16 protein-coding genes are annotated in these 17,919 nt (G+C 54.1%); 2 read left to right on the forward strand and 14 right to left on the reverse strand.

The window, feature by feature from the left end; genetic code table 11:
- Positions 1–55: 55 nt before the first annotated feature.
- From AAC019_RS02955 to sdhC, 4 genes are read right to left on the reverse strand one after another with little or no spacing between them, the layout of a single operon-like run.
- A complete protein-coding gene (locus tag AAC019_RS02955; protein WP_339897062.1) occupies positions 56–760 on the reverse strand; it encodes a succinate dehydrogenase iron-sulfur subunit in 705 nt (234 codons plus the stop codon).
- 14 nt (positions 761–774) lie between these two features.
- On the reverse strand, positions 775–2,547 hold the full coding sequence (gene sdhA, locus AAC019_RS02960) for a succinate dehydrogenase flavoprotein subunit (protein WP_339897063.1): 1,773 nt from the start codon (positions 2,545–2,547) through the stop codon (positions 775–777).
- A 3-nt stretch (positions 2,548–2,550) separates the two neighbouring features.
- On the reverse strand, positions 2,551–2,919 hold the full coding sequence (gene sdhD, locus AAC019_RS02965) for a succinate dehydrogenase, hydrophobic membrane anchor protein (protein WP_339897064.1): 369 nt from the start codon (positions 2,917–2,919) through the stop codon (positions 2,551–2,553).
- Positions 2,913–3,287, reverse strand: coding sequence for a succinate dehydrogenase, cytochrome b556 subunit (gene sdhC / locus AAC019_RS02970; protein WP_339897065.1), 375 nt, complete (start codon positions 3,285–3,287; stop codon positions 2,913–2,915). Before sdhC ends, sdhD begins: the two co-directional genes overlap by 7 nt.
- Positions 3,288–4,070: 783 nt before the next feature.
- Between sdhC and AAC019_RS02975 the strand changes: the two genes are divergently transcribed.
- Both AAC019_RS02975 and AAC019_RS02980 read left to right on the forward strand, forming a co-directional pair.
- A complete protein-coding gene (locus AAC019_RS02975) occupies positions 4,071–5,345 on the forward strand; it encodes a citrate synthase (RefSeq protein WP_339897066.1) in 1,275 nt (424 codons plus the stop codon).
- 98 nt (positions 5,346–5,443) lie between these two features.
- Positions 5,444–6,052, forward strand: a complete 609-nt coding sequence (locus AAC019_RS02980) for a hypothetical protein (protein ID WP_339897067.1) — start codon at positions 5,444–5,446, stop codon at positions 6,050–6,052.
- Positions 6,053–6,115: 63 nt separating this feature from the next.
- Here AAC019_RS02980 and AAC019_RS02985 read toward each other — a convergent pair whose 3' ends face one another.
- The 10 genes from AAC019_RS02985 to AAC019_RS03030 all read right to left on the reverse strand — a co-directional run bounded on the left by AAC019_RS02985 (position 6,116) and on the right by AAC019_RS03030 (position 17,707).
- Positions 6,116–7,315, reverse strand: a complete 1,200-nt coding sequence (locus AAC019_RS02985; RefSeq protein WP_339897068.1) for an alginate export family protein — start codon at positions 7,313–7,315, stop codon at positions 6,116–6,118.
- A 562-nt stretch (positions 7,316–7,877) separates the two neighbouring features.
- Positions 7,878–8,324, reverse strand: a complete 447-nt coding sequence (locus tag AAC019_RS02990; RefSeq protein WP_339897069.1) for an excinuclease ATPase subunit — start codon at positions 8,322–8,324, stop codon at positions 7,878–7,880.
- 131 nt (positions 8,325–8,455) lie between these two features.
- Positions 8,456–9,802: a glutathione-disulfide reductase gene (gene gorA, locus AAC019_RS02995; RefSeq protein ID WP_339897070.1), complete on the reverse strand. Its 1,347-nt coding sequence runs from the start codon at positions 9,800–9,802 to the stop codon at positions 8,456–8,458.
- Positions 9,803–9,881: 79 nt separating this feature from the next.
- Positions 9,882–10,121, reverse strand: a complete 240-nt coding sequence (locus AAC019_RS03000; RefSeq protein WP_339897071.1) for a hypothetical protein — start codon at positions 10,119–10,121, stop codon at positions 9,882–9,884.
- 53 nt (positions 10,122–10,174) lie between these two features.
- Positions 10,175–11,590 carry a siroheme synthase CysG gene (cysG, locus tag AAC019_RS03005; RefSeq protein WP_339897072.1) on the reverse strand — a complete coding sequence of 472 codons (1,416 nt, stop codon included), beginning with the start codon at positions 11,588–11,590 and terminating at the stop codon, positions 10,175–10,177.
- Between the two features lie 3 nt (positions 11,591–11,593).
- Complete coding sequence (serS, locus tag AAC019_RS03010; RefSeq protein ID WP_339897073.1) at positions 11,594–12,880, reverse strand: serine--tRNA ligase; 1,287 nt, start codon at positions 12,878–12,880, stop codon at positions 11,594–11,596.
- Between the two features lie 66 nt (positions 12,881–12,946).
- A complete protein-coding gene (gene crcB / locus AAC019_RS03015; protein WP_339897074.1) occupies positions 12,947–13,324 on the reverse strand; it encodes a fluoride efflux transporter CrcB in 378 nt (125 codons plus the stop codon).
- A gap of 24 nt (positions 13,325–13,348) precedes the next feature.
- Positions 13,349–14,695 carry a replication-associated recombination protein A gene (locus AAC019_RS03020; RefSeq protein WP_339897075.1) on the reverse strand — a complete coding sequence of 449 codons (1,347 nt, stop codon included), beginning with the start codon at positions 14,693–14,695 and terminating at the stop codon, positions 13,349–13,351.
- 10 nt (positions 14,696–14,705) lie between these two features.
- On the reverse strand, positions 14,706–15,341 hold the full coding sequence (gene lolA / locus AAC019_RS03025; RefSeq protein ID WP_339897076.1) for an outer membrane lipoprotein chaperone LolA: 636 nt from the start codon (positions 15,339–15,341) through the stop codon (positions 14,706–14,708).
- A 17-nt stretch (positions 15,342–15,358) separates the two neighbouring features.
- The gene (locus tag AAC019_RS03030; protein WP_339897077.1) at positions 15,359–17,707 is read right to left on the reverse strand and encodes a DNA translocase FtsK 4TM domain-containing protein; all 2,349 of its coding nucleotides are present in this window, start codon (positions 17,705–17,707) and stop codon (positions 15,359–15,361) included.
- Positions 17,708–17,919: the final 212 nt, after the last annotated feature.

The raw sequence follows: 17,919 nt of genomic DNA on the forward strand, positions 1-17,919 counted from the left end.
CATGATCACAACCGGGCAGCGCATCTGTTTACTCGTTCATACAACCGATTCCGCGCTATGTCGCACTGCGCAATAGCATAGAGCGGATATGACCAATTGCCCGGGTGGGATTCAACCCTTTGGGGCACACCGCCACACAGTTTTGGATACCGTGACAGCGGAATACGCTGAAGGGGTCATCCAAGTTCGCCAGACGATGCTCCGTCGCCTCATCGCGGGTATCTACCAAAAAGCGGTAGGCCTGCAACAGGCCGGCGGGGCCAATAAACTTATCGGGGTTCCACCAAAAAGACGGACAGCTGGTTGAGCAGCATGCGCAGAGAATACACTCGTACAGGCCATCCAGCTTGGCACGGTCTTCTGGGGATTGTAACCGCTCAATTGCCGGAGCGGGACTTTCATTTTGCAAATATGGCTCTATTTTTTTGTATTGCGCATAAAACTGCGACATATCCACGATCAAATCGCGAATGACCGGCAAACCCGGCAGCGGGCGCAGAATCAGCTTATTGTTTTTAACACACTCAGAAAGCGCCGTAACGCATGCCAGGCCGTTTTTGCCGTTGATGTTCATGCCATCGGAGCCACACACCCCTTCACGGCAAGAACGGCGGTAAACAATGCTCGAATCCTGAGCTTTCAAAAGCTCCAGTACATCTAACACCATCAAGTCTTTGCCCTGAGTATCAATCTCATAGCGCTTCATGTAAGGCTTGGAGTCGGTCTCTGGGTTATAGCGATATATTTCTACGTTCAACATAGCAGGACCACCCCTTAGTAAGTACGGATTTTTGGTTCGAACTTGTCCATGGTCTTAGGCGCAAAGTTCACATCGCGCTTGCCCACACGTTTTTCACCGGGGAAGTACATAGAGTGACACAACCAGTTCTCATCGTCGCGCTCGGTGTAGTCGTCACGGGCGTGTGCGCCGCGAGATTCCTTGCGCTCGTCGGCGGCAATCGCCGTGGCTTCGGCCACTTCAAACAAGTTTTGCAGCTCCAGCGCCTCGATACGCGCCGTATTAAACGCATTGCTTTTGTCGTCGAGCGCTACGTTGGCAATTCGCTCTCGCAGATCGGCCAGCTTTTTGATGCCCTGCTCCATAAACTCGCCTTTGCGGAACACGCCAAAGTGGTTTTGCATAACGTTTTGCAACTCGGTGCGCAGGGCCGCGGCCGACTCACCGCCAGTGGAGTTGTTAAGGCTGTTTAAGCGGGACATGGCGGACGCAATATTGTCGTCACTGGCTTCGCGGTACTCGACACCTTCACGCAATGCTTTTTCGATGTACTGACCTGCCGCGCGACCAAACACCACCAGATCCAGCAGCGAGTTACCACCCAAACGGTTGGCACCGTGTACCGATACACAGGCTACTTCACCGCAGGCGTACAGCCCTTCAATCACTTTATCGTTGCCGTTTTCGTCCTGGCACAAGGCCTGGCCGCTGACATTAGTCGGGATACCGCCCATCATATAGTGACAGGTTGGCACGACCGGAATCGGCACTTTAACCGGGTCAGCGTGAGCAAAGGTGCGCGACAGCTCCAAAATACCTGGCAGCTTGGCGTTTAGGGTTTCCTCACCCAGGTGATCCAACTTGAGGAACACGTGATCGCCGTTTTCGCCGCAGCCACGCCCTTCCAGAATCTCCAGAACCATCGAACGGGCCACTACATCGCGACCCGCCAAGTCTTTGGCGTTTGGCGCGTAGCGCTCCATAAAGCGCTCGCCATCTTTATTGATCAGATAACCGCCCTCACCGCGGCAACCCTCAGTAACCAGCACCCCGGCCCCGGCAATACCGGTCGGGTGAAACTGCCACATCTCGATATCCTGCACCGGGAAGCCCGCACGCAGCGCCATACCAATGCCGTCACCGGTGTTGATGTGGGCATTGGTGGTTGAGGCGTAAATACGGCCCGCACCACCGGTGGCCAGCACGGTGGCCTTCGACTTGATAAAGACAGTTTCCCCGTCTTCCATATTGATGGCAATAACACCTACCACAACACCGTCGTCGTTTTTCACCAAATCGACAGCGAACCACTCGTTTAAGAACACGGTGTTATTTTTGATATTGCCTTGATACAAGGTATGCAGCAAAGCGTGACCGGTACGGTCGGCGGCGGCACAGGTACGGGCCGCTTGCCCACCGCGGCCAAAGTCTTTCGACTGACCGCCAAACGGGCGCTGATAAATACGCCCCTCTTCTGTACGGGAGAAAGGCAGGCCCATGTGCTCGAGCTCAAATACAGCCTCCGGGCCAACCGAACACATATACTCGATAGCGTCTTGGTCACCGATATAATCGGAGCCTTTAACGGTATCGTACATGTGCCAACGCCAATCATCTTGCGGGTCGTCGCTGGCGATCGCGCAGGTAATACCACCCTGAGCCGACACTGTGTGCGAGCGGGTGGGAAATACTTTAGTAATTACGGCTGTTTTATAGCCAGATTGGGCCAGCTGTAGTGCAGCGCGCATACCAGCGCCACCGCCACCGACAACAATGCCGTCAAACGAAATCGTACGCATATTAGACATCTATCAAAGCCCCCAGATGATTTGGATTCCCCAGACGGTGTAAGTGATGGCGACTACACCCAGAACAACCTGGGCAAATATGCGCACCACGGTGGCTTTGCCACCCATCGACTGATTGGTAATATAGTCAGTCAGCACAGACCACAAGCCGATCCACGCATGCGTCACAATCGACAGCAGCGTAATCAAGCTAAAAACGCGCATCCACAGCTGATCAAACAACGCACGCCACTGACCAAAATCCAGATCGGGGTTGATTGCTATATAAGCGACCAAAAAAATAACATAGGCGGTCATCGCCACCGCACTGAGGCGCTGTATCAGCCAATCGTACAGACCGCTACGCCCCAAATTTGTAATAGCCGTTACCATACCCAAACCCCCGCCAACACGATCAAAATCACGGCAAACACCAACACCAGCTTGGCTCCCAGGCGGCCACCCTCAAAACTCTCACCGACACCGCAGTCCATAATCAAGTGCCGAACACCTGCCACCAGATGATACGCCAAACCGGCCAAAACGGCCCAGATAATGAATTTGCAGACGGGACTTGCGAGCGCGTCCTGCACAGCGGCAAAACCTTCTTCTGAGCTTAAGCTAGAATCGAGCATCCACAGCAGCACAGCCACACCGGCAAAAATAAATACGCCCGAGACGCGATGTAAGATGGAGACGATGGCTGTTATTGGAAATTTAATCGTCGTTAGGTCGAGATTGACGGGTCTATTGTTGTTCACGGTAGCTAATCACCTTTTTGCCCTTGTGGGGCCGGTTTTAAGAATCAGCGTCTGGGTTTATCACCCATGAATAAGAAGATAACATCTCGCATGCGCCAAAATTGTGCGCTGCAGACAATCCCCAGCCGCATCCTGCAAGTCGCGGCGTATTATAGGGATTTGGCCGACGAAACACAAATAAAAAGCAGGGGCACAAAATTGGATTTTTTGCCGAAATTCTAAGCACTTCCCGACATAATCGAGCATTCATATCAGGGTGTTTTGCGCCAAGGCTGTGCAAATACAGACTTTCGCCCTAAATTGGCCTGACCATGCGCACCAAGTTTGCGCGCAAGGGCAAAAAACAACCAACAAAAGACCCAAAAATACAACAAAAAACCCTCGTTTACCCTTCAAAGCTATGCCTAAACGCAAAATCTCCTCTATAATGCCGCCTCCTGACGACAGGGGCGTTGACTCAACCCTGACGCAGATAAGTGTTGCCTTCGCTAATATTCTACGAATATTGTGTAAGACAGAGCCACGACGAATCGCGCTGGTTGACCTAACAGCCCGACGGTTACAAAGAGCTCAATTAAGAGCCGCAGCAACACCACCTGGTGAGCGCGACCTGCAGTCTGCCCCTGGCATTGCCTGATTCGCTTTCACAACCCATGTATATAGCGTACAGACCCATTACTGGCACCTTCGCTGGGCCGGAGCCATGCGGTCGCGTGTCATGTAATTTATCGGTTTGACCGCCACGGGGCAGTCGAGCCCGTCAAGTAACTACAGGAGTCCGTAATGACTGACAAAAAAGCACGTTTAACGGTCGAGGGCCTGGATGCAGACGTAGAGCTGCCCATTTATGCCAGCGCCGTTGGTCCAGACGTCATTGATGTCACCAGCCTGACAAAAAACGGTTATTTCACTTACGATCCGGGCTTTATGTCCACCGCAGCGTGTGAGTCAAAAATCACCTTTATTGATGGCGGCAAAGGGGTCCTGCTACACCGCGGCTACCCTATCGACCAACTGGCAGAGCACTCCGACTATTTGGAAAGTTGCTACTTACTGCTAAAAGGCGAGCTCCCCAATGCCGAGCAAAAAAGCACATTTGTGCAGGCCGTTAAAGATAACTCCGCTGTCGCCCCCTCCGTTGCCAACTTAATCCAAACCTTCCCCAAAGACGCTCACCCAATGGCTGTACTGTGCAGCGCGGTGGCGGCCCTGGCGGCGGTATACAACGACGAGATCGATATCACCAAAGAGGAAGATCGTGACACCACGGCTTTCCGCCTGATTGGTCAAATGCCAACACTGGCCGCCATGACCTACAAGCATCTTAAGGGCGAGGACTTCATCGAGCCTAACGCAGCGCTTGCGTACGCCGAAAACTACCTCAACATGACCTTTGGCAAAAGCGACGAAAGCACCGTCAACCCGGTACTGGCCAAAGCCATGGATCGTATCTTTTTGCTGCACGCCGACCACGAGCAGAATGCGTCAACCTCGACCGTTCGCCTCTCTGGCTCATCGGGCACCAATCCGTTTGCCGCCATCGCCGCAGGTATCTCTACGCTGTGGGGCCCCGCACACGGTGGCGCCAACGAGGCCGTACTCAACATGCTGGAAGAGATCGGCAGTGTCGACAACATCGACACTTACGTTGCCAAAGCAAAAGATAAAGCCGACCCCTTCCGCCTGATGGGCTTTGGCCACCGGGTTTACAAAAACTTTGACCCACGCGCCAAAGTAATGAAACAAACCTGCGACGAAGTACTGGCTGAGTTGGGGTTGGAGAATGACCCGCTGCTGGCTATTGCGAAAAAGCTGGAGAAAATCGCGCTGGAAGACGAGTACTTCATCAAGAAGAAGCTCTACCCGAATGTTGACTTCTACTCTGGCATCATCATGAAAGCCATCGGTATCCCAACCGAAATGTTCACCGTTATCTTTGCCACCGGCCGCGCCGTTGGCTGGTACGCTCACTGGGATGAAATGGTTAGCCAGCCGTACAAAATCGGCCGCCCGCGCCAGCTGTACACCGGCTACACTCAGCGCGACTATCCAGTCTAACGCTCAACACGGTGTATCTATAAAGGCCCTTCGGGGCCTTTTTTATTGCCAGTGACAAAATGTTACCCTAGAAGGCTTTGCTATTACGGAGACATCACGTGCTGAACTGGATCGCAAACCATCAGGGACCACTGTCAGTTATGATCAACGCCGGAATGCTGGCTATTTGGGTGCTTTACGCGCAACTGCTGCTGCGCGATTACCGGCGTAAATTACGCCCAAAGATTTTAATCAACCAAAGTCTCGGCACCGCCCTTCAATCCCATTGCCTCATATGCAATATGAGCGAGCAATCGTTTTATATATCGCTGGTCATAGCGGAACTAACCACCGAGGATACGACTTACCACTGCTCCGTCACCGACCTCGAGGTTCAGGAGGCAAACACCACTAAAAACGTGACGATTCAGGGGCCGCTGAAAGGTGCCGATTACCGGGACATCGGCGCTTTCAATAATATTGTGCAAGGAACGCTTAAAGAAAATTCACTAGATGAGACAGTGCTGCAGCAAGCCCGGCAATTAACTCTGTATATAATTGGGATTTACGGCTCTGAAAATCAAGCGGTGGGCGCCCGTCGGAAATTTTGTTTTGGCACAGACGAGCAAGGCAATAGCTGCCTAAACCCAGTGCATATTGACACCGACAACCTAACCGGGCGGCGACATCAAAAAGAGATCCGCCACTGGCTCGAAGATTACCTGTAAAAAAACACACAGACAATCTCAAACCAGCAGCGCAGAACACACGCGGCAGCGTGTCAGCTTAACTTAAAAAACCGAGCTAAGTTGCAACCAGAACTTTTGCGTGTCGCTGCCAAAATCATCGGCCTGATAATCAGCGTATTTTACCAAAACCGTTACCGGGCCAAACTGTTTTGCCGCACTTAAATCCAGCTCCTGGCCGTAATCGGTACTGCCATAATCCGAGGCCAAATCGTGGTAAGCGGCGAGCAGTTTTACACCACCCAACGCGCCGCTGACACTCACGTAAAAATCTTCAACCCCATCCACCGGGGTGGTCAAAAAGCGGTCGGTCCACCCCTGAAATTTATGCAGCGTTGCCAAAGGCGTACTAAAAGCCGCGATACCATTATCCGAGCCCAATAACTCATAACCGCCACCCAGCTTAACCGGCCCAACCATCAATCCAGCCTCTGCCAACATGTAATCAGCGTCATAACTTACCGGGTTGTCGCCCGCGTCCGACTGCGTGGCATACTCCAGATTATAGGTAAATGCCGCTCCCAGCGTACCCATCCAGCGCGCACCATAGGTATCGCCCGACAAAGCGGCAGCCGTTTTATTATCCAACAAGTACGCGTAAGCCGACAGACTACCGGCATCCCAGCCGCCAAAGTTTGCATTCAGCAAATGACTTTCGTGCTTGTGATCACCTATGGGGTTGTCTTCGCCAAAAATCCGATTCACGTTATACAGATACGAGTAAAACAGCGTAACGTTATCGATGCTCTGATTCTTTAGTGAAAAGGCATCGTAGGTTTGTTCGTTTTGTCGCCAGCCAACACCACCGACAAAGCGCTGGTTATCGAGCAATATACGCTGACGACCATAGCGAAACGTTGTTCCAAACCCCTGATAGGACAGGTACGACTGGTTAACCTCTGTACCTTCCGGATCGGCAATAAGCGCCGTGCCCGGATTACTGGCATCGTTCCCGGCGGTTCGGTAATCGACGTCCGTCAGGGCCGTAACATCATCCATTTCCAGCATTAAACCAAAGCCGTGATAATCGGCCGAGGTAAACGACAAGCGAGTTCGCAAGGTAAGCGCGTCCGAGTCCTCAAGCCCATCCCAGCTTACATCTTCATAGCGTAAACGCAGGTTCAGCTTTACGTCGGCTTCGGTCAGCGCCTCTTTTAAGCTCGTCGCTGACGCCTCTTGCGCCTGTGCCCCCACACTCATTGCGGCTGCCACCGCACACATCAGTTGAACCATTGGCTTTTTCATTGCTCGTCTCCAAACTTGTCAATTATCGGGTTTCTTCCCACCGTGCCCTATTTTTGACATCTTTTGTTTTCGGTGATTTGTGAGCGATTAGTGTGCACTGCACATTTGTTTGCAACACCGGCTCACTGCGGCTACGGGCCTTACAGCAAGGCTTATGCCAGCCACTTAAAAATTGACATGAAAATATAAATTATCCTGTTAATACAAAAACTTAAAAAGCTATAAAAAGTTTTTAATGAGCCCCTAAAAACCATTGGGCGCAATCAGCTAGCGCTAATGGCCCGCACAGTTTTGAGCACCCACGCTCTAACGCGCCTCAATAAAAAGCGCGAACAACGCCCCACAAAAAGGCATAGGCGTGGTGCATAAAATCGGCACCGCACAAAAGCAAAGCATGACAAGGCAACGCGGCCACTGAAACACCGTAGCCCTTACCGGCTAAAAGCTACGGGACAAAGCCGCCCAGAGATATGGGTTTTACACAGACATAAAAAAAGCGCCTGTTTTCAGCGCTTTTTTAGCTCCCCATGCAACAGCGAGAGAGCGTTAGAGCTATGGACCGTCAGTGATCGAGCTTAACCACCTCGCCGATCAGGGCCACACCGGCGACGAATGTACCATTGTGGCATTCGTACTCGGTTTCACTACTGAGTTCGTTTTTCTTATAATAACTGCGAATATTAACGACAGCATCGCCACCTTCGCGCAGCGCCCGCTCCTGCAACGACAAGAGCGCCGACAACATCACCCACTCACAGGCCTCACTGTCTGACTTATTAAAACCATTCGTTTTTTTATTGGTGGGGTACTCACCTAACTTTGTCGCACTCGCCGGGTGCGGCTGTCCGCCAAAATACAGTGCCACATCACTGTTAAGCTTATCCGCGTATTTCTCAAGGACATCGTTAATCGGGCGCATTGATTTATCATCCCGCGCCTGCGAGTGTGCCGCTCCCAGTAAGAGCGCTAAACCCAACCCACCTAAAACAGCCTTAACCGGTAACTTCATTGCATTGATCTCCATTCAAAATATAATTCGAGCCAAGCGTCTATCGCCCTTAATGCTCGGTACTCTATAAGCCCGCGCAAAGTAGCTTAACCCGCCTGGCAAGCACAATTAACATTTATCGCCACCGGCACCTAACGCGGCTCGCGCAATGTCACAAACTCTTCGGCCAGCGTTGGGTGTATTCCAATGGTCCGGTCGAAATCTGATTTAGTGGCTCCCGCCGTCATGGCGACCGCCAAACCCTGAATAATCTCACCGGCATCAGGCCCGGCCATATGGCAGCCTACGACTTTATCGCTGGCAACATCGACAATAACCTTAAGCAAACAGCGCTCAGGGCTGTCGGTTAGCGATAATTGCATAGGCTTAAAGCTGGACTGGTATACCGCAATGTCAGTATATTTTTCCCGGGCCAACTCTTCGCTAAGGCCAACCGTGGCAATATTCGGCTGAGTAAATACCGCCGTTGGAATCAAATCATAGTTTACCGGCTGCCCCGCCTCACCAAATAAATTACGCGCTAACGCCATCCCCTCGGCTAAAGCCACTGGTGTCAGCTCTGCCCGGCCCACAACGTCACCAATGGCATAAATGCCTGGCTCCGCCGTTTCAAAGCCATCATCGACCGCAATAGTGCCCTTATCCGTCAGGCTAACCGAAGTATTCTCAAGCCCTAAATTATCCAGCAGCGGGCGCCGACCGGTGGCATACATAACCTGCCCCACCGTCAGTGACTTGCCGTTGTTTAACGCGACGTGACGCGCGCCGGTGTCGGTAACCGTGATCGAATCCACGTCCGTATTAAAGTGTAACTCGATACCTTTGGCTTGCATTTGCTCAGCCATAAACTCGCGAATCTCGCGATCAAATCCACGTAAAAATAACTCGCGGCGGTAAATCAAATGGGTTTTAACACCCAGCCCATTAAAGATACCCGCAAACTCGGCCGCGATGTAACCGCCACCGACTATCGCAATCTCTTCGGGCAAGTCGTCGAGGTAAAATACCTCGTTAGAATCGATAACGTGCTCGCGCCCAGGAAACTCTGGTACGAACGGCCAGCCGCCTACGGCGATAATAATCCGTTCCGCCGAGACCTCTTGATCCGCAATCATCACCCGCCCGGGGCCGAGCAATCGGGCGTGCCCCTCCAGCAAGGTAACGCCGGCTTTATCCAGCAAATTGCCGTATACGCCGTTTAACCTGGCGATCTCCCGATCTTTGTTCTCGCGTAAACGCTGCCAACTTAACTGAGGGTCAGTCAGGCTCCAGCCGTAGCCGCGTGATTGAGAGAACAAATCGCTAAAATGCGAGGCGTAAACAAACAACTTTTTTGGTACACAACCTACGTTAACGCAAGTGCCCCCCAAATAGCGCTCTTCCGCAACCGCCACTTTTGCGCCCAGGCTGGCGGCAATGCGGCTGGCACGCACGCCACCAGAGCCGGCACCAATCACCAGCAAATCAAAATGTTGCATAGATATTCCCACCTTTTACGAGGTATCGAAAAACATGGCTCAGTGTAGCACTGGCCGTCAGGTGGCGGGGTAAGCGAGATTAAACTTCGATGTCGATTTTAGGGCGAGGCTGTGAACGGCGGCGATCTTTGCCACTGCGGGTATCGAGCAAGGCGTCACCGCGCTCTTTGCGCCGATCCCCGCGGCGGCGATCGACGACTCGGGGTTGATGCTCGGGGAGCTGTTTACTCACCAAAATATCGCGATCAGGCTCGTAGCCGGTTGCAGGCTTCGGTTTACTCACCGGCGTGAGCCGGGTAATGGGCCCCAAATAGACCATGATATAAGCCTCAACAAATAAGCACTAGATACTCGTTTATCGGCCGCCTACGGTTAAACTTTAACCGTTTGATCGCCAGCGGCTGCTGCCGGAGAAAACCACTCCAACTGCCGGTGCAATTTAACTACCTCGCCGATAATCAGCAGTGTTGGCGCACTGACCGCCTCCTCGACAACTCGTGCGCCAATACCCGCCAAATCACTCACAATTACGCGCTGATCCTGAGTGGTGCCTTTCTCGATCAATGCCACGGGGGTCGTGGCCGCACGACCGGCCTCAATTAAACCACGGCAAATCGCCTCCAGCTCAATCAGCCCCATGTAGATCACCAGCGTCTGGTCGGGCCGCGCCAGCTCGGGCCAGCTAATATTGGCGCTATCGGATTTTAAATGACCGGTGACAAACCGTACCGACTGAGCGTAATCGCGATGGGTCAGAGGAATACCGGCGTATGCAGAGCAACCCGAAGCCGCGGTGATACCTGGCACCACCTGAAAGGGAATATTGTTCTCGGCCAGCAGCTCGATCTCTTCGCCACCGCGACCAAAAATAAAAGGGTCGCCGCCTTTTAAGCGCAACACCCGCTTGCCTTCGCGGGCAAGGTCCACCAACATTTGGTTGATGGCGGTTTGCTCGACGGCGTGTTCGCTGCGCCGCTTGCCCACGTAAATACGGTCCGCATCGCGGCGCACAAGCTCCATAACCTCGGGGGAGACCAACCGGTCGTAGAGCACCACCTCGGCTTGTTGCATCAGTCGCAGCGCCTTTAGGGTCAGCAGCTCCGGATCGCCCGGCCCGCCGCCAACCAAATAGACCTCGCCCTGGCGATGTGAGCCAGCGCTATCGTCCAGCCGCTGGCGCAATAACTGCTCCGCTTCGGCGTCGCGTCCGCTTAACATTAATTCGCCGGCGGGCCCTTGCAGAGTATCCTCCCAAAAGCGCCGGCGCTCGTCGCCACTGGTGAAGGTCTGCTTAACCCGCGCGCGAAAGCGGCTGGCAAGCCCGGCGAGGCGCCCGTAGCTGGCGGGAATCAGAGTCTCGAGCTTGGCGCGTACCATACGCGCCAGCACCGGCGCCTCACCACCACCGGAGATGGCAATCACCAGCGGCGAGCGATCGACAATGGCGGGGGTAATAACAGTACAAAGCTCGGGGCTATCGACAACATTGACGGGCAATTGCCGGGCCTTGGCATCTCGCGACACCTGCTCGTTCACCGCTGCAATATCCGTTGCCGCTATCGCCAGTACCGCGCCGTCTAAATCTCCCTGGCGGTACTCGCGCAATTCGATCTCGCCACTGGTCTCGGCGATAAGAGCTTTTAGCTCGGTCTCCACCTCAGGCGCAATAACCACTAAGTGCGCGCCGGCTTTACTCAGTAGACGCGCCTTGCGTGTGGCAATATCTCCCCCGCCTACCAGCAACACGCGCTCGCCGCGCAGGTGCATAAAAAACGGGAAGTACTGCATGCTTTAGCCCTCGGCGCCGATGCGTTTTACGCCGCCCATATAAGCTTGCAGGGCCTCGGGTACCAGCACGCTGCCGTCGGCTTGCTGGTAGTTTTCTAGCACCGCTAACAGCGTGCGGCCAATGGCGAGACCGGAGCCGTTTAAGGTATGCAGTAGCGCGGGCTTGCCGGTTTCCGGGTCGCGGTAACGCGCTTTTAGGCGGCGCGCCTGAAAATCGCGAAAGCTAGAGCAAGATGAAATCTCACGGTATTTACCCTGAGAAGGCACCCATACTTCGATATCGTAAGTTTTGGCGGCCGAAAAGCCTATGTCACCACCACACAAAATCACCGTGCGATACGGCAACACGAGTTTTTGCAAAATTGCCTCGGCGTGACCGGTGAGGCTTTCCAGGGTTGCATCGGAGTCCTCGGGGCGCACAAACTGCACCAACTCGACCTTTTCAAACTGGTGCTGACGAATCATGCCGCGAGTATCCCGCCCGTGGCTGCCCGCCTCGGAGCGAAAACACGGCGTGTGCGCCACAAACTTTAGCGGCAGTGCTGTGTCTTTATCCAGCAAGGTATCGCGCAGCAGGTTGGTTACTGGCACCTCAGCGGTCGGGATCAAATAAAAGTCACGCTCGTCATCCAGCTTAAATAGATCGTCGGCAAACTTTGGCAGCTGCCCGGTGCCATAGAGTGAATCAGCGTTGACGATGTAGGGGACATTAACCTCTTCATAGCCGTGCTCGCTAACGTGCATATCCAACATTAACTGCACCAGCGCACGGTGCATGCGGGCCACACCGCCACGCATCACCGCAAAGCGCGAGCCGGTAATTTTACTGGCGGTTTCGAAGTCCAGGCCGTCTATATCCGCGCCCAAATCGACGTGATCTTTAACCTCAAAGTCAAACTCGCGGGGGGTGCCCCAGCGGCGCACCTCGACATTATCGTCTTCGCTTTCACCTTCTGGCACCTCATCAGCCGGCATATTGGGTACGCCAGAAAGATACTCATCAAGCTTGTGCTGCACGGCGTGCAGCTCGGCCTCGGCCTCAGATAAATCGTGTTTAAGCTGATCGACCTCTTTTAGCAGCGGGGCAATATCTTCGCCCGCCGCCTTAGCCTTACCGATGTTTTTGGATCGACTGTTGCGCTCGGACTGCAGGGTCTCGGTTTTCACCTGAATGGCCTTGCGCTCTTCTTCTAAGCTTTGCAGTAGGCTGACATCCAGAGTAAAGCCGCGCTTTTGGAGCGCTTGGGCTACGTCGTCGAGGTTGGAGCGAATCAGTTTAGGATCTAACATAACAATGACTTTTCGGTTCGGTTAAGTAATATCACAATGCTTGGCAGCACCGGATTTTTGGGGCCGTTACGATAACATAAAGTTGACTAAATACCACGAGGCAGCCACCGCCGCGAGGCACAACACCACATTCGCCAGCACATACAACACCGCCATAGCCGGAGCGCCGTTATGCCAAAGGGCGAGCGCATCAAGCGAGAAAGTCGAGAAGGTGGTGAGTGCACCTAAAAACCCGGTAATTAGCAAGTGGCGCCAATGGGGTGACAGCATGGCTTTTTCAACAATGACAATATAGAACAGCGCCACCAAAAAACAGCCCAACACATTAACCACCAGTGTCCCAAGAGGAAAGCGAATGCCCATCACCGGGTACAGCTGCGTCGTTATAAAAAAGCGCAGCATGGCCCCCAGAGCTCCGCCGGTGGCAACAAAGAGCCACTGCATAGTTTGTCCTCTTTAGTGTTGTGGTTACGGGTCGTCGCGGTAGCGGCGGTAAACACTCGCCTCGTCCAGCTCGCGCAAGCGCTGCATTTTTTCGCCGATTTTTAGCTCTAAGCCGCGCTCCACCGGGTGGTAGTAGCGCCGCTCGGCCATTTCGGCCGGCAGGTAGTTCTCGCCCGCCGCGTAAGCACCGGGCTCATCGTGGGCATAGCGATACTCGGCACCGTAATCCATGTTCTTCATGAGTTTGGTGGGCGCATTGCGTAAATGCATCGGCACCTCATAACCCGGCGTACTGCGAACGTCGGCCATGGCCTGATTAAAGGCAGTATACACCGCATTACTTTTAGGCGCTGCGGCCAGATAGGTAATGGCCTGAGCGATGGCCAGCTCGCCCTCGGGGCTACCGAGCCGCTCCTGGGTATCCCAAGCTGCCAGCGCGAGCGGTAGCGCACGCGGATCGGCATTGCCAATATCCTCGCTGGCCATACGCACAACCCGGCGCGCAATGTACAAAGGGTCGCAGCCACCATCGAGCATACGCGCCAACCAGTAGAGCGCGCCATCGGGCGATGAACCACGCACCGATTTATGCATGGCGGAGATTTGCTCATAGAACAAGTCGCCGCCCTTATCAAACCGTCGCACATCGCCGCCGAGCACCTCGGCCAACACCGACTCATCGATGACCCGACGCTCCCCCTCCTCACGCGCCAAATCGGCGGCAAGCTCTAACAAATTAAGCGCTTTACGGGCATCACCATCGGCCGCATTGGCCATTAATGCCAGCGAGTCGTCATCGATTTGCAGGGGTAAATCGCCCAAACCACGCTCGCTATCGGCCAGTGCCTGTCGAACAATATTTTCAGTATCGGCGAGGCTTAGCGAGCGCAGTACATACACCCGGCAGCGGGATAACAGGGCATTATTGAGCTCAAACGAGGGGTTTTCCGTAGTGGCGCCAATAAAAATAAAAGTGCCGTCCTCCACATAAGGCAAAAACGCATCCTGTTGCGACTTATTAAAGCGGTGTACCTCATCCACAAACAGAATGGTTTTACGGCCGCGGCCCGAGCGTTCTTGCTGCGCCATATGCACCGCCGCCCGAATATCTTTTACCCCGGCCAACACCGCCGACAATGTCTCAAAGCGGGCGTCGGCCCGCTCGGCAAACAGCCGCGCCAAAGAGGTTTTACCCACTCCAGGCGGCCCCCACAAAATCATCGAATGCAGCTGGCCTTTATCGACGGCCTCGCGCAGGGGCTTACCCGCCCCCAGAATATGAGTTTGGCCGATATAGTCATCGAGCGAGCGCGGCCGCATGCGGGCCGCTAAGGGCTGGTAACCGGGCTCTTCAGCAAACAAGTCAGACATCGATGACCGGTTAATCGATTAGAACATCAACGCCTTCAGGGGCGCTAAAGGTAAATTGTGCCGCATCCACTGGCTGGTTGCGCTCGGTGTTGGTCAGGCTGAATTCGGTGGTTTGATTGAGGCTATCGTGCACTAAAATTCGCAGCAGCTGCTTGTCGTCAAACTCAAGTTCCAGGCGGGCAAATAAACTATCTTTATCCGCCGGCGTTAAGCCAAAAACCACACGCCCTTGCTGTCCCACACTGCGAGTGATTAAAAACGCGTTGGCGAGCGACTCGGCGCTTTCGCTCAGCAGTGCTGCGGGGGTGTTTTTTAGATCGTCGGTGACAGGCCGAACGGTCACTTGCATCAAGTCCGGATCGTACAGCCAAATGGTACTGCCATCGCTGATAAGCTGCTGTTCAAATGGCTGCTGGGTATGCCAAAAAAAACGCCCGGGGCGCTGCAGCACAAAGTCGCCGGCACTGGTCTCGATCAGCTCACCTTCGGCGTCGCGTAAGGTTTGCTCAAACTCGCCGCTCAAGCTGGTTGTGGCGGCTAAGGTATCGCGCAAGGCGTTAGCACTCGTGGCGGCAGCATTAGCCGCCGCGCTCGCTCCTACAGCAAGGCAAACGACAGATACAACGAGCCATAATCGGTTTAACATTTTTTCTCCATTAACACTTAAGATTTGGGCGCTAATACTTCGCGATTACCATTGTGGCCCGGGCCCGACACAACGCCGGCGGCCTCCATGGTTTCAATTAAACGCGCAGCGCGGTTATAGCCAATACGCAACTTGCGCTGAACCGATGAAATAGACGCTTTGCGAGAGTCCAGTACAAAAGCAACGGCCTCATCGTACAGGGCATCACCCTCGTCACTGCCGCCCTCATCGCCACCGGACAAGCCCGGCACGGGAATATTGTTGGCACTGTCATCGACAATCTCCTCCAAATAATCCGGCTCACCGCGGCGCTTCCAGTCGGCCACGACTTTATGCACCTCGTGATCGTCGACAAACGCGCCGTGCACCCGCACCGGCACACTGGTGCCAGGGGGCAGGTAAAGCATGTCGCCGTGCCCCAACAACTGCTCGGCGCCGCCCTGATCAAGAATGGTGCGCGAGTCAATTTTAGAGGACACCTGAAACGCCATACGGGTCGGCACGTTGGCTTTAATCAAGCCGGTAATCACATCTACCGATGGCCGCTGGGTGGCCAGAATTAAATGAATACCCGCCGCCCTGGCCTTTTGAGCAATACGGGCGATCAATTGTTCCACTTTTTTACCGACAATCATCATCATATCGGCAAATTCGTCGATCACCACCACAATGGCGGGCAGAGTTTCGAGCTCCGGCGCGGTGGCCTCGGCGCTGCCCGCCTCAAAGTGTTCATCGGCGACAAACAATGGATCGAGAATCGGCGTACCGGCTTTTTGGGCGTCTTCAATTTTGCGGTTAAAACCGGCCAGGTTACGTACGCCCATGGCCGCCATCAATTTATAGCGACGCTCCATCTCACCCACGCACCAGCGCAAGCCATTTGAAGCGTCGTTCATATCGGTGATCACCGGCGTCAGCAGGTGCGGAATCCCTTCGTATACCGAAAGCTCCAGCATTTTCGGGTCCACCAAAATCAAACGGACGTCTTTGGGAGAGGATTTATACAGCAGGGATAACAGCATTACGTTAACCCCCACCGATTTACCCGAGCCCGTGGTACCGGCCACCAATAAGTGAGGCATCTTGGCCAAATCGGCAATTACCGGCTCGCCGGCAATATCGTGCCCCAGCGCCATGGTCAGGCGCGAGCGGGATTTATCGTACAGCTCAGAGGCAATCACCTCACTCAGACGCACAATCTCGCGGTGTTCGTTGGGGATCTCGATCCCCATCACCGAGCGGCCCGGAATCACCTCGACCACCCGCACGCTGATAACCGCCAATGAGCGGGCCAAATCTTTGGCCAGATTAGTAATACGGCTGGCTTTTACCCCTGGGGCTGGCTGAATTTCAAATCGGGTCACCACCGGGCCCGGCTGCACAGAGACCACCTCAATGGTGATGCCAAAATCCTTAAGCTTAAGCTCCAACAGCTTAGACATGGCTTCGAGTGACTCTTTCGAGTAGCCCTTGTCGCTGCGCGCATCTGCTGGGTCTAGCAGGCTAATGGGCGGCAACTCCCCCACCACCGGCGTGTCTTTATCAAACAGCGAGGCCTGGCGCTCTTTTTGTACCCGTGCGCTCTCGACCGGCTTTTTCTTCACCGGCTCCGTAATGGTGGGCGCAACACGTTTAGATTCTTCTTTATTGCGCGTTTCAATAACCGTCCGGCGCTGTTGTTGCTGCTGTTGTGCTTTTACCTCTTGGTGTTCTGCACGCTTTGCACGCCAACGAGCCCACCACTGGCGGATTTTACCGATAAACTCCAACGTCCAGCGCCCGATATCGTCCATCAAACCGAGCCAGGACAGATCGGTAAAAATCGTCAATCCAAAAAAGAACACGGCAAACAACAGGAGGGTTCCGCCGGTGTGACTAAAGGCCCCAGCCACCGAGTCGGCCACCGACACCCCGAGAATACCGCCATCGGAAAAAGGCAGTGCGCTTTCCTTACCGCCAATATGCAATACCGCCAGCCCCGTGCCAGCGACCATGACCAGCACCAAACCGATGGTTCTCAGCCCCAACAGTACCGGATCAAACGCCGCGGGGTGCGCCCTGTCACGGAACACCAACCAGGCGCGATAGCCCAGCATTAAGGGGAACAAAAACGCCAGATACCCAAACAGTGAAAAGAACACATCGGCCAGCCAGGCGCCGGCCGGGCCTCCGGCGTTACTCACCCGGGCGTTATCGCCAGTGCGCGACCAGCCGGGATCGCCGACATCGTAGGTCAACAATGTGAGCAACACGAAGGCACAAATGGCCACTAAGCCGATCAGTGCGCCTTCGCGCACAACGCGTAAAATTAAGGTAGACGCTTCTGGCCGAGCGACTGACGCTTTACTGGTATTTTTTTTACTCAAACGTGTACCTGCTTACTGTTATAAAAACGTCTCACCGCCGTCACGGTAGGCCGGTATTGTAATGCATGGCAGCCTCATACCAACAGCATACGAGCTGACTACTGGGCGATACAGCCCGCAAATATCGGCTATATCATCCATTAAGCTGATTAATTTTACCAATCTAAGGTATTGAAGAGTACAATTTTGCCCACATTCATACATTGACTTAT

This window comes from uncultured Gilvimarinus sp. (assembly GCF_963975215.1).
GTDB lineage: Bacteria > Pseudomonadota > Gammaproteobacteria > Pseudomonadales > Cellvibrionaceae > Gilvimarinus.

Excerpts from the sequence above, each read along its gene's own strand:
- AAC019_RS02955 (WP_339897062.1), bottom strand. The coding sequence starts at position 760 with ATGTTGAACGTAGAAATATATCGCTATAACCCAGAGACCGACTCCAAG.
- sdhA (WP_339897063.1), bottom strand. The coding sequence starts at position 2,547 with ATGTCTAATATGCGTACGATTTCGTTTGACGGCATTGTTGTCGGTGGC.
- sdhD (WP_339897064.1), bottom strand. The coding sequence starts at position 2,919 with ATGGTAACGGCTATTACAAATTTGGGGCGTAGCGGTCTGTACGATTGG.
- AAC019_RS02975 (WP_339897066.1), top strand. The coding sequence starts at position 4,071 with ATGACTGACAAAAAAGCACGTTTAACGGTCGAGGGCCTGGATGCAGAC.
- AAC019_RS02985 (WP_339897068.1), bottom strand. The coding sequence starts at position 7,315 with ATGAAAAAGCCAATGGTTCAACTGATGTGTGCGGTGGCAGCCGCAATG.
- AAC019_RS02990 (WP_339897069.1), bottom strand. The coding sequence starts at position 8,324 with ATGAAGTTACCGGTTAAGGCTGTTTTAGGTGGGTTGGGTTTAGCGCTC.
- gorA (WP_339897070.1), bottom strand. The coding sequence starts at position 9,802 with ATGCAACATTTTGATTTGCTGGTGATTGGTGCCGGCTCTGGTGGCGTG.
- AAC019_RS03000 (WP_339897071.1), bottom strand. The coding sequence starts at position 10,121 with ATGGTCTATTTGGGGCCCATTACCCGGCTCACGCCGGTGAGTAAACCG.
- cysG (WP_339897072.1), bottom strand. The coding sequence starts at position 11,590 with ATGCAGTACTTCCCGTTTTTTATGCACCTGCGCGGCGAGCGCGTGTTG.
- serS (WP_339897073.1), bottom strand. The coding sequence starts at position 12,880 with ATGTTAGATCCTAAACTGATTCGCTCCAACCTCGACGACGTAGCCCAA.
- crcB (WP_339897074.1), bottom strand. The coding sequence starts at position 13,324 with ATGCAGTGGCTCTTTGTTGCCACCGGCGGAGCTCTGGGGGCCATGCTG.
- AAC019_RS03020 (WP_339897075.1), bottom strand. The coding sequence starts at position 14,695 with ATGTCTGACTTGTTTGCTGAAGAGCCCGGTTACCAGCCCTTAGCGGCC.
- lolA (WP_339897076.1), bottom strand. The coding sequence starts at position 15,341 with ATGTTAAACCGATTATGGCTCGTTGTATCTGTCGTTTGCCTTGCTGTA.